7 protein-coding genes are annotated in these 13,643 nt (G+C 27.0%); 6 read left to right on the forward strand and 1 reads right to left on the reverse strand.

Annotated features, from left to right (window positions below; all coding sequences use genetic code 11):
• The first annotated feature begins 162 nt into the window (after positions 1 to 162).
• The 3 genes from MSCUN_RS05190 (at position 163) to MSCUN_RS08445 (ending at position 5,917) form a co-directional block, all read left to right on the forward strand.
• The gene (locus tag MSCUN_RS05190; protein WP_095608457.1) at positions 163 to 2,397 is read left to right on the forward strand and encodes an autotransporter outer membrane beta-barrel domain-containing protein; all 2,235 of its coding nucleotides are present in this window, start codon (positions 163 to 165) and stop codon (positions 2,395 to 2,397) included.
• A 414-nt stretch (positions 2,398 to 2,811) separates the two neighbouring features.
• Positions 2,812 to 5,736, forward strand: a complete 2,925-nt coding sequence (locus MSCUN_RS05195; protein WP_095608456.1) for a hypothetical protein — start codon at positions 2,812 to 2,814, stop codon at positions 5,734 to 5,736.
• A 58-nt stretch (positions 5,737 to 5,794) separates the two neighbouring features.
• The gene (locus MSCUN_RS08445) at positions 5,795 to 5,917 is read left to right on the forward strand and encodes a hypothetical protein (RefSeq protein ID WP_275542260.1); all 123 of its coding nucleotides are present in this window, start codon (positions 5,795 to 5,797) and stop codon (positions 5,915 to 5,917) included.
• Between the two features lie 34 nt (positions 5,918 to 5,951).
• Here the strand turns inward: MSCUN_RS08445 and MSCUN_RS08450 are convergent, their stop codons facing one another.
• Positions 5,952 to 6,083 carry a hypothetical protein gene (locus tag MSCUN_RS08450; RefSeq protein WP_275542259.1) on the reverse strand — a complete coding sequence of 44 codons (132 nt, stop codon included), beginning with the start codon at positions 6,081 to 6,083 and terminating at the stop codon, positions 5,952 to 5,954.
• Positions 6,084 to 6,222: 139 nt separating this feature from the next.
• On the opposite strand from MSCUN_RS08450, the gene MSCUN_RS05200 reads away from it, so the two are divergent.
• The 3 genes from MSCUN_RS05200 (at position 6,223) to MSCUN_RS05210 (ending at position 13,495) form a co-directional block, all read left to right on the forward strand.
• Positions 6,223 to 10,164 carry a beta strand repeat-containing protein gene (locus MSCUN_RS05200; protein ID WP_095608455.1) on the forward strand — a complete coding sequence of 1,314 codons (3,942 nt, stop codon included), beginning with the start codon at positions 6,223 to 6,225 and terminating at the stop codon, positions 10,162 to 10,164.
• 139 nt (positions 10,165 to 10,303) lie between these two features.
• Positions 10,304 to 12,346 (forward strand): ribosome rescue protein RqcH, encoded by a 2,043-nt coding sequence (gene rqcH / locus MSCUN_RS05205; protein ID WP_095608454.1) that lies wholly within the window; start codon positions 10,304 to 10,306, stop codon positions 12,344 to 12,346.
• A gap of 222 nt (positions 12,347 to 12,568) precedes the next feature.
• Positions 12,569 to 13,495, forward strand: coding sequence for a cation diffusion facilitator family transporter (locus MSCUN_RS05210; RefSeq protein ID WP_095608453.1), 927 nt, complete (start codon positions 12,569 to 12,571; stop codon positions 13,493 to 13,495).
• Positions 13,496 to 13,643 lie beyond the last annotated feature (148 nt).

Genomic DNA, 13,643 nt, shown 5'->3' on the forward strand with positions numbered 1-13,643 from the left:
TATAGTTTAATTCTATTTTATTTGAATAGTTTAAAATATTTTTTATTTTTTTTTAAACAGCAAAAAGGATGGAATTTATTAGAGAAACTATGAAATTACTAATTATTTAAAAAAAATAAAAGATGAAACAATATTTTTTTTCTTGGAGGATGTGATTTTTAAATGAGAAATCATAGAAATATTTTTCTTATCTTAATTACTTTTAGCTTAATTTTAACACTATCATGTGTATGTGCAACTGATTTAAATAAAACACAATCAGATAATCTGGATACTATCACAACATATGATAATACAAATCAAGCTAATATAGATACACAAAAAGAAATTAAGCAAGAAACACAAATTAAAAAAGAAGTAAATAATAAACAAATTAAAAAAGCACAAAGTACAACTATAAAATCAGATGTAACAGGATATAATGACTTATATGATAAAATAGAAACAATTAAAAATAATAAAAACCCAAACCAGACAACAGCAGAATTAAATCTAAAACGTGGAAACTACAACATCACAAAACCAATTAACTGGGGAAATACAAAAGGAAACATAAAAACCCTTAAAATATATGCAAATAACAACCTATTTGATGCACAAAACAAAACACAATTTATAACAGTAGAAAATGGTTACACACTAGAATTATACAACTTCAAAATCAGATATGCCAACGCAACCAGAGGATCTGTAATCTATAACAACAAAGGAACAATAAACATATACGATTCAATATTCCTAAATAGTACAGCATTAAAAAATGGTGGAGTAATATATAACGACCATGGAAACATAAAACTAAAAAACAACTCCTTTTCCAACAACAAAGCAGAAAATGGAGCATGCATATACAACAACCAAGGAACACTAAATTTAACAAAAACATATGCATCATTTAACATAGCAAAACGTGGAGGAGTACTATATAACATACATGATACACTCATTATGAACTCAACATTTAAAAATAATAAAGCAACAGAAAATGGTGGAGTAATATACAATGAAAGATCAGCAGGAACAAACATACAATACTCCAACTTCTACAACAACACAGCTTTAAATTATGGAGGATGCATATACAATCTAGGACTATCAACTGAAATATATAAATCAGATATGATAGGAAACAAAGCAAACAATGGAGGAGCAACTGCAAACTATGGATATACAATGCTACAACAATGTAACATAAACCAAAACACAGCAACCAGAGGAGGTGCAAACTACAACCTCAGAAGTATGGACATAGGAAAAACCACACTCAACCAAAACAAGGCAACATTAAATGGTGGATGTAACTACAACGATAAACAAGCTGAAATACTAATATTAGATTCAACATTAAATGAAAACATAGCAAATACAAATGGTGGATGTAACTACAACAACGAAGGAAAAATAACAATAATAAAAACAAAAGCAAACAACAACACAGCAACACGTGGTAGTGTAAACTACAATCGAGGAGAACTAGGAATAGGAAACTGTAATCTAACATCAAATTATGCAACAAAAAATGGAGCAGTAAACTACAATGAAAAAGGAGAAATAACCATCATAAACAGCAAAATCACAGAAAATAAAGCAAATGAAAACGGAGCATGCAACTACAACACAAAAGATGGAAAAATCTACATAATCAACACCACACTAAACCAAAACAAAGCAAAAAGAGGAGCATCTAACTACAACCTTGGAAACCTACAAATACAAAACAGTACCTTTAATAAAAATACAGCAACATTAAATGGTGGATGTAACTACAACAACGAAGGAAAAATAACAATAATAAAAACAAAAGCAAACAACAACACAGCAACACGTGGTAGTGTAAACTACAATCGAGGAGAACTAGGAATAGGAAACTGTAATCTAACATCAAATTATGCAACAAAAAATGGAGCAGTAAACTACAATGAAAAAGGAGAAATAACCATCATAAACAGCAAAATCACAGAAAATAAAGCAAATGAAAACGGAGCATGCAACTACAACACAAAAGATGGAAAAATCTACATAATCAACACCACACTAAACCAAAACAAAGCAAAAAGAGGAGCATCTAACTACAACCTTGGAAACCTACAAATACAAAACAGTACCTTTAATAAAAATACAGCAACATTAAATGGTGGATGTAACTACAACGATAAAACAGGAAACATAACAATAGAAAATACAACATTTAACCAAAATAATGCAAACAATGGAGCTGTAAATTACAACCAAGGAAAAATCTATACAAACAACATAACATGCACTAACAACAATGCAAAAATTAATGGTGGAGTAAACTACAACTTAGGTGAAATAAACAATAAAAACACACACTACAAAAATAACAAAGCAGCAAACAAACAAAACATCAACTACAATAAAGGAACAATAAACTAGAAAAAAATATTAACAAAAAATATAACCACCCTACTTTTATACTTTTTTTTTTGAAATTATAATTACAAAAAAATAATCCTATTTTTTCTTTCCCCTTTTATTTTTTTTAAAATTTTATATTTTTTCTACTATTAATTTAGTTATTTTTAATTTAAGCTTTTTTAATTACTGTTTTTTTATTTTAAATCCTATCAAGGGGGGGGGGGAAAGCATATGTTTTAATAAATTTGAGCATTCTTTATATTACTCATTATTATATACCTGTTTTTTGTATAGATTTAATATAACTATTCAATCTTTGTTTAGTTTGATTAAAAATTTCTATAATGATTATTATTTCTTAAATTAATAGTTACATGGATCTTTTTAATCAATATTTTAATAATCCTTATTTTTGGAGGAAAATGATTTTTTATGAATAAGAATAGTAATTTTTTATTCTTAGGATTAACATTACTAGTTTTATTTGTATCAATAGGGGAAATTAGTGCTGTAGATATGGATGATTCAACAAACAACATCATATCAGATAATACAGTAGATAATAGTCATGATACATTAACAAATAATAATAAAATCACTTCAGAAAAAAACTTTGAAGTTAAAAGTAATGTAAAATCTGTGAATAAAAATGCAACTACACAAAAGACAATAAAGACTGATAAACAAACAAAAAAAGCAGTTGAAACAATACAAACTGCAACTGACTATGAAACACTAAAAACATCATGGAATAATATTCAAAATGATGGAGATAATACAACAGAGTACATAATAAATATTAAAAATGGAAAATACACATTTGATGAAGAACTCAAATCAAACAGCACATCAAATACGAAATATATCACAATAAATGGTGAAAACTGGGATCAAACAATATTTGATGGACAAAATAAGACAAGATTATTTAATCTTAATAACACAAACCAAGTAATCAAATTTAACAATATAACATTCATAAATGGATTTAATAACACCATGGGTGGAGCTATATATGTTAATTCAACAGCAGAATTTAATAACACAAAATTCATGAACAACACAGTATTTGCTAATGATAATAATACAAATACTCATGGTGGAGCATTATATATACGTAACCCAACAATTATAGCAAATTCAATATTTGATAATAATAATATTGAAGGTTTTAATTTTACATATGGTGGAGCATTATATTCAACTACTGCTAGTTTAGATATTTATAATTCTAGTTTCACAAACAATTACATAATAGACCATACTGAAGCTTCAAAGTTCACAGCTTATGGAGGAGCAATCTATATAAGTGCTAGTAAAACTGCACCTATTAAAATTACTTTATGTGAATTTATAAACAACACAATTAAAGCTCCAGAAACTCATACACGAAAATCAAATGGAGGAGCTATATATAACACAGGTAATGGATATGTTAATATTTCATTTTGTAATTTTATAGAAAATAAAGCAAACTTTGGTGGAGCAATAAACTTTCAAGATACATACGGTAAAGTAAGTGCAGATGTAATGGGTTGTGTATTTGATAAAAATAAAGCTTTAATAAACAGTACAAATATCTATAATAAAGGTAGTTATCATAAATTAAGTGATAGTGCTAATCTTTATATTGATAACTCAGATGTAACTGATATATTAGTTTTAACTAATGATAAAACTTCAAAATATGTATTTAATCAGAAAACAAAAACAATTACAATTAATTGTATGATTAGTTCAAGTACAGCATTTGGACATCTAACATATTTAGGACGAGGTTATTCTTTAGCTTTAAAATCATCAAGTGACTTGATTAATACAACAGGTCTAACATTTAATCATGAAAATAACTATTCACAAACAATTGATATTAGTAAACTTCCAGCAAATCATGAAAATATAACATTATATGTTGGAGATATAAAAGCTACAACAATTGTATATGACTATACAAATGTAACATTTAACAATATCACAGCAAAACCAGGAAGTACAATAACAATAAGTTCAACATTTAAAACATCAGATAACAAACTCATACCAAATGGTAAAGTAGCATTTAAAATCAATGGAAAAACAGTAGGACACACACAAATAGAATTTGGAACAGCAAAATTAAATTACACAATACCTGATAATTACTCAGAAAAAGATTACATACTTACAACTACATATGGTGGAAGTAGTAAATTCATCGAAGCACGTACTAATGCAACACTACATCTTGAAAAACTCGCTACAAAAACAAATCTAACAACAACTATTGAAGGAAATACATTAAAAATAACTGTAGATCCAAAAGATGAAAATGGAAACACAGTAAGAAATGGAAAAATCTGTGTAAAAATCGAAGGAAAAACACTACAAACCATAAAAATAACAGGAAAAACAACAGTTAACTTCACAATACCAAAAAGTTGGAATAACCGAGAAATAAAAGTACTTGCAATATATGGAGAAAATAATAACCATAAAGAAAGCAGAATGGAAATAAAAACAAAAATAACACTACCAAATACAAAAACAACAAAAACAGATGAAGCAATAAACAACTATTACGTATCAGCAAATAGTGGATCAGATTCAAATACAGGATCACAAACTAGTCCATTTAAAACAATACAAAAAGCAATAACAACAGTAACAAATAACAAACAACCAGCTAATATATATCTTGATGGAAATTTCAAAGGAGTAGGAAACACTAACCTTACAGTACCAGGAAACCTCCACATTAACTTCATAGGAGTTGGAAATTCAAGTATTGATGGAGAAGTAAGCTATGATTTAATAAAAGAACTTGGTGAAGATGAATACTACTGGGGATCATCAGATGTATGGATGCCATACCTAAATGCTACTGGTAACTGGGCTATGAACATAACTCGTGGAAATGGTCTTATAACAATTACTAACTTTACAATTAAAAACTGTTGGAATAAAGGTGGAAGTAGTATAAGTTTATATGAAACAGCAACAGTAGATAACTATGGAAACCTTGAAGTAAATAATGTATCATTCACATTTAACCATGGAGGAGTAGGTGCAAGTATACGTAACAACAATGGATCAAACATTACAGTTACAAATTGTTTCTTTGAAGCAAACCGTAAATCTTCAAGTACTGGTAACTATGGAAGTGGAATATATAACAATGGAACAGCAACAATAATAAACAGTACCTTCCAGAAAAACTATGCACGTTGGGGAACAATAACAAATGATAAAAAATTAACAATCATAAACTCAACAATCCGTGATAACATGGGATATGATGGAGGAAGTACATATAAAACAGGTGCAGGTATAACAATAAATACAGAATCAACAGACTTCTATGCAAACTTAACAATTTAAAATGTAGAAACAGTTGTTGATGGATGTATATTTATAAACAATTCACAATCAGATATATATGCAGATACAGGATCAGCAAGTATTAAAAACAATATATTTAATAGATCACAAGGAATTAGTAGTATTTCAGGTAATAAATTACAAACATTTAACATTACTAACAATACATTTGATTCAATAGATATTCCATATGGACACGATGTTTCCTATGATATTTATAGTGTTCCAATACTATTACAAGGAGCATATCCATATATTATTAATTCAAATACTATAATTAATGTCCCAGGAACATTTTCAATAGCACTAAATGTAAAATCTGATAATGTAATAATTGAAAATAACACAATAGAACATAGAATAATTATACAAGGAACAAATAACACAATCCGTTATAATAATATTACAACTTCAAAAAGTCAATTTGCAGTAGACATAGAAGATTATAAAAATAACTCTGTAACAGACAATAATCTTATATCATCAATGTATATGGGAAATTCTGCTGTAAACTATACATACAATGGAAATATTGTTGAAAGAAACACACCAGAACTTAAAGAACTAAAAGTAAATGATTCAAACTTCTACAGATTCTTTGATGATGATGGAAACTTACTAAGTAACTATAATAATATAGATCAAATACAAATAATAGGAATACTTACTAATAAGAACATAATTCTTAATAAAAATATGTTTATTACAAAAACAGGAAGATTCCTATGTGAAAATATAACAATCACATCAAATGCAGAACTTAATGTAACATTACTAAATATTACAAATACAAACAAAGAACCAGTACTTATATTAAATGGAAATAATGGAATAATAAAAAATTCCAACATGACAACAAACAATAACAATACAATAATTGTAAATGGAGAAAACAACATTATTGAAAATAACACACTCCTTGCAGACATATATGTTGGAGATGAATCAGTAAAAACAGAAAAAACAAATCAAGTAGATAAAAACAAACCATTATATAAAAACTTCATACTAACTGAAGAAAACTACAACACATACTTTAATACAAATGGATCAATAAAAGATCTTAACATAAATGAAGTACACTTCATGATAGTTGGAACAATAAAAAATAAAGACATCATACTTGATAATAACAAAACAACCACACTAACAAACTATAAAGATGCAAAACTCCTAAATTGTACAATAAAAACATTAGGAACATCATCATTAAACATGACATACTTAACAGTTGAAAATACAAATGGTAAAGTTTTAGCTAACTTAAATACACCAAATAACAATATATCATACAATAACATAACAGTAAATAATAATGCAATAAACTCAGTAGACTCAAATAAAATAACAATATCATATAATAACATAACAACAATAACAAATACTAATATAACAACTATTAACATAACAAACACAGTAACACCAACTGTATTTGCAAATAACATTATAACTAAAGGTCTTGATAATGTAACATCAATATCCATAAATGGTGTTTCAAAACAATTAAATGTATCATTAAATAACATAACAATAAATTCAAATATAAATACTACAAATGAAAAAGTTGCAATTAATATAATTAACCAAAACTTCAGCAATCGTTGTATAGTGGAAAAAAATAATATTAAGTCAACTACAGAATATATAACTTTAGTAAAAATAGAAAAAGGATTAGTTGAATTAAGCGGTAATAATTTAACTACTTTAGCTAATAATTCAATTGGAACAAGATTAATAAATATTAAGAAAAATATTGGAAGTAATTATTTTGTAGGAAGTAATATAATAACAACAAATGGGATAAATTCAATTGGTATGTTTGTAGAATCTTCAAATAATGTATCTATTGGATATAATAGTTTTATTGTAAATGGTGATAATTCAGTAGCAACTTTTATTAATTCAACATATGATGTAACTGTAGCATCATCAGATTTCACACTTAATGGATATAATAACATAGCTTTACTATTAAATAATACTGATAGTATTTATATTGTTTTACATAATATTACATTATTTAAAAACAATAATAATGATAATATTGCACCTTTAATATTAAATAATGCAACAAGATCAAATATAACTCAAAATATGATACAAACAGCAGGAAAATATTCAGTAATTCTTAATAATACATCATCTCTTAACTTTGTTGAAAGAAATGTTTTATATACAAATGAAACTATGGCAGATGATACTGTATTAAATGCAAATCACCAAAATAGAGTAATGGATAATTTACCTGATGAATTAACATACTTCTATCTTGATGAAAATACATACAGCAAATACTTTGATGATAATGGAAATCTCCGAGATAACATACCTGAAGGTATTTTAATACAAGTAACAGGACAACTAAGTAACAAAACATTAAATATAAACAAACCAATAAACATTATATCAAATTCAATAGTATATTCAAATGTAAAATTAATCATATCAGAAAATGCAGATAATACAAATATAACAGGGTTATCATTTAATGGTAACTCTAATATAGTAGTAAATGCAAATAATTGTAATTTAAATCTTAACATAACAAATGTTGTAATTGATCAACCATTTTTAACAATAAATGGAAATAACAATACTATAATAACATCCAATATGAATATAAATTCAGTTGAAAATACTACAAATACATCTTTAATTAAAATAACAGATAATAATAATAAGATCACAACATCATTAAGGACATCTAACTTCAATAAGGTTATAGCAATAAATCTTGAAAATGCAAATAATACAATAATAACAGGTTCTTCATTATCTGTAAGTGGAATAAATGCAACAGCAATTATTCTTAATAACTCAAATAATAACACATTAAACATAGAAAGATATACAATTAATGGAAATCTATTAAATCAAGGATTACTATTTATAAATTCATCATATAATAAAATAAATGGTAACATTACACAAAGTCAACCTGTAAGTTATATAATTAAATTAGAAGATAATTCAAATTTCAATGAATTTAAAAACATGGGAATAATTAATACAAATGTAGTTACAACACCAATTCTTTTAATAGATTCACATAATAATATATTCTATAATAATACATACAACTTCACTAACTTACATGATTATGCAATAAATATAACAGAAAGTGTAGGAAACAAAGTAGAATACAATGCTATAATTACAGGATCATTTAAAGGAAATGAAGCAGTAGTACAAGAAAACAAAAATGAAACAATAAACAATCAAGTACGAAATAATGGAGAATCAACAGGATACATAACACGTTTAATTATAACAACACCTGATATAAAAATGCTTGATACAATAACAATAACAGCAACAGTAGACTACAACACAGGAAGATCATGGAGACCAAATTATGTAACAGCAACTGATGGATATGTAGTATTCATAGTAAATGGAGAACAAATAGCAAACATAACAATAGTAGATGGAAAAGCAACAGCAAACTACACAATAACACCAAAAGATGAAACATTATCAATAGAAGCACTATATGAAAATCCAAAACTAACAAATCAACCAGCATTAACAACAACCACAATAACACCACAAAAACTAGAATCAAAAGTATTACTTGCAAATGTTACAAATAATGGAGTTACAACTCTAATTACAGCAATTATTATAGATGAGAAAGGAAACATCATATATGATGGAAATGTAACATTTAAAGTAGATGATATAGAAGTTAAAACAATCGAAATACAAAATGGAATTGCACAAACTACCATTAATGTAGCAAACATCACATTAGGAGAACACAAACTTATAGCAGAATATAATGGTAACACAGTATATCTTATTTCAAATACAACATCTACATTAACTGTTAATAAATTTGATGCAAACATAATTGTAGAACCTGTAAATATAACAGCAGGAAAAACCACAACACTTAAAGCAACAGTTACAGATGCAAATGGTAACATGTTAAATAGCGGACGTGCAGTATTTAAACTAAACGGATGTACACTAAAAGATGCTAATGGAAAAACAATCTATGCAAATGTAGTTGATGGAATAGCTTCAATTAACTATACAATACCACCAAGTTACACACCAAAAGATTACACACTAACAGCTGTAGCATCAGATAATAAATACAACCGTATCGAAGCAAACACAACACTTAAAGTAACAAAAACTACACCAAAAATACAAATACCAAACACAATAAAAAGAACAAAAAACACACAAATAACAATAAACATAACAGATGAAAATGGAAACAAAATCAACTCAAATCAAAAAGTATGCCTAAAATTCAATGGATGTACAATTACAAACACAAAAGCAATAAATGGAACAGTAAACATAAACCTAGATTTAACAAAATACAAAAACCCACAATATGAAATAACATTTATATGTGGAGAAAACAGTCAATACACAACAAGTAAATTAACCAGTATACTAAACATAGAATAAAACTGGAAATTTAACCTCCCTTAACTTTTCTTTTTTTTATTTTTTTTAGAATTTATTTATACTACTAAATGATATAGAATTATAATAGAATAATTTAAAATAATCAAATAATTAAAAAACTTAAAAGGAGGATATATTTATGAAGTCTATGTCTAATGTGGATATTTATACTATTATTCGGGAGTTAAATGAGGAGATTTTGGATGCTCGTATTGATAAAGCATACCAGCCTACTTATGATACTATTAGAATAAAGCTTAGAAAACCTGGTGAAGGTAGAAAAGATATTGTTATGCAGGCAGGTGTTCGTATTCATCTTACTGATTATCCTCAGCCTAATCCTACTATTCCTCCTAATTTTCCAATGCTTCTACGTAAGCATTTAAGTGGTGGTAGAATTTCATCAATCAAGCAACATGACTTTGATCGTATTGTTGAAATTAAGGTTGAAAAGCGTGATAGTACTTATACTCTTGTTGTTGAGTTATTTAGTAAGGGTAATGTTATCTTGCTTGATGAAGAAGGTAAGATTATTTCTCCTCTTAAACATAAACACTGGCATGACCGTGATATTACAGCACATGAAATGTATAAATATCCACCAGAGAAAGGTATTGTAATTAGTGATACTAATTTTGATGAAATTAAAAGTATTTGTATGAATTCAGATAGGGATATTGTACGTACTCTTGCAACTAATGGTCTTGGTGGTTTATATGCTGAGGAAATTATCAGCTACACAGATATTAACAAGGAAACCTTGGCAAATACGTTGTCTGATGATCAAATAGAAGATCTAAATAATGCAATAAAAGAGCTTTTTAGTAAGATTGAAAATGATCCAAAACCACAAATAATCAAAGAAAAACAAGATGATGATACATTTAAAAATAAGGACTTTGTACCAATTGATCTTAATAAGTATAAAGACTTTGAATCTGAATCCTTTGATAGTTTTAATAAGACAGCTGATGAATTTTATAGTAAAAAGATTGTGGGAGATATTCAATCAGAAGAAGAAAAAGCTTGGGCTAAACGTATTGGTAAGTATGAAAAAAGATTAAAAATGCAACAAGATACCCTTGATGGTTTCTATAAGACAATAGAAGATACTCAAATTAAGGGTGATTTAATTTATGCTCATTATAGTGATATAGATGAAATTATTCAAGTTATGCAAAATGCTCGTAATAACTATTCATGGCAGGAAATTGCTAAAATTATTAAAAAATCAAAGAAAGATAAAACAAATATTGATCTTCAAAACATTATATCAGTTGATAAGATGGGTGTTTTAACACTACAGTTTGATGATATTAATGTATTAGTTGACTGTAAGCTTCCAATAGCTGAAAGTGCTGCTAAGTATTATAATAAAGGAAAAAAGGCAAAACGTAAAATTAGTGGTGTTAACACAGCAATGGAAAATACAAAAGCTGAAATTAAGAAATTACAAGATAAAAAAACTGTTGCAATTACAAAACTTCAAGAATCACAAAAACGTCGTGAAAAAAGAAAGCTTAAATGGTTTGAAAAATACCGGTGGTTTGTAAGTCGTGATGGATTCTTAGTACTTGGAGGACGAGATGCTATTAGTAATGAACAGCTTGTAAAAAAACATTCAACAAATTATGATATTTACTTCCACTGTGATATTCATGGTGCACCATCTACTATAATTCAAAATACATCTGAATCTGAGATTCCTGAAGATACTATTTATGATGCCGCATGTTTTGCTGGAAGTTTTAGTAGTGCATGGAATGATGGTTTTTCATCATATGATGTTTACTGGGTTCACATGGATCAAGTTTCAAAAACACCAGTATCAGGTGAATATCTTAAGAAAGGTTCTTTTGTAATTCGTGGAAAACGTAATTATGTACGTAATGTTCCTCTTCTTATTGCAATAGGAGTAGTTAACTATGATGATGAGGATCTTATCATGGCAGGACCTGTAGAAGCACTAAAAGCTATGTGTAATAATTATGTTATTATCAAGCCAGGATTTACTAAAAAAGAAGCAATTTCACGTAAAATACTAGGTATTATTGATGTTGATAAGAAGTTTGACTTAGATGATATTATAAGATGTCTTCCTAGTGGTAAATGTGATATTTTAGATGAACGTGAATATGAACAGAAGTATCTTAGAAAATTTAATCCTCATCTTAAAAACTAGGAGATTTAAAATATAAAATTATATCCTCTCCTTTTTTATCTATTTTTTTTAGTTTCAATTTTTTTTACCAACTTTTTTTATAAATTTAAGCATGCTTAAAAAAGAACATGTAAATTTAAGCTTACTTAAAAAAGAACATATATAAAGGCTATTTAGAATAGAATATATAATTAACTAATAACTTTTTAGTAAAATTTTAAATAACTAAAGGAGGTAGTGTAATTGGAAGAAACACAGGGTAGTATACATGAAAATAATACTGATGATGAGTATTATACTAAGGTTAATCGTGTTTTAATTTTGGTTCTAGTACTTAATTTGTTTGTAGCTTTTGCTAAAATTATGACTGGATGTTTTTATAACATTTTAAGTATGGTTTCAGATGGTTATGATTCATTCTTTGATGGAATATCAAATATTACTGGAATTATAGCAATACGATTTGCAAAAAAACCACATGATAAAGAACACCGGTATGGTCATTCAAAATTTGAAACTCTTGCATCAATCTTTATTGCATTAATGCTATTTTATGTATCATTTGAAATACTTCACTCAGTAATAGATAGATTCCAAGGTATTGGTATTCCTACAGTTACACCACTAAGTTTTATAATACTTACATCCACACTAGTAATTAATATTCTAGTAGCAGTATATGAAAATAGAAAAGGAAAAGAACTTAAAAGTGATATTTTAATATCAGATAGTAAACATACAAAATCAGATGTTTATGCAACTACTATTATCCTTATAGGTATGATTTTCATAAAAATTGGTCTTCCAATACTAGATCCTCTACTTTCAATAGTAATGGCTGTAATTATTATTAAAACAGGACTTGGTATAGTATATGAAAATGTTAATATTCTAATGGATAAAGAAATGATTGATGATAAACAAATTTCTGATATCTGCCTAGCTGATGATAATATTTTAGATATACATAACGTTCGAACACATGGAACACCAGCAAATATCTATATGGACATGCACATGGTAGTTAAAAGTGATTTAACACTAGAGGAAGCTCATATACTATCACATAAATATGAAGATATAATAAAAACTGAAATTCCAGAAATTAAAGATGTACTAATTCACTTTGAACCTGATGATGAAATAGATGATAAAATAATATATACATAATAAAAACGATTAAATGATGAAATTTTTCACACTAACCACCTTACTTCTCTCCACCACCTATTTTTTTTTACCCGAAATTTTATGTTACTACCATTAATATAAGTACTTAATTTTTTTTCCTATATGTTTAGATTTAAAATTATCTTTA

Origin of the sequence: Methanosphaera cuniculi (genome assembly GCF_003149675.1) — an archaeon.
GTDB classification, from domain to species: Archaea; Methanobacteriota; Methanobacteria; order Methanobacteriales; family Methanobacteriaceae; genus Methanosphaera; species Methanosphaera cuniculi.

Excerpts from the sequence above, each read along its gene's own strand:
- MSCUN_RS05190 (WP_095608457.1), top strand. The coding sequence starts at position 163 with ATGAGAAATCATAGAAATATTTTTCTTATCTTAATTACTTTTAGCTTA.
- MSCUN_RS05200 (WP_095608455.1), top strand. The coding sequence starts at position 6,223 with ATGTATATGGGAAATTCTGCTGTAAACTATACATACAATGGAAATATT.
- MSCUN_RS05195 (WP_095608456.1), top strand. The coding sequence starts at position 2,812 with ATGAATAAGAATAGTAATTTTTTATTCTTAGGATTAACATTACTAGTT.
- rqcH (WP_095608454.1), top strand. The coding sequence starts at position 10,304 with ATGAAGTCTATGTCTAATGTGGATATTTATACTATTATTCGGGAGTTA.
- MSCUN_RS08445 (WP_275542260.1), top strand. The coding sequence starts at position 5,795 with ATGCAGATACAGGATCAGCAAGTATTAAAAACAATATATTTAATAGAT.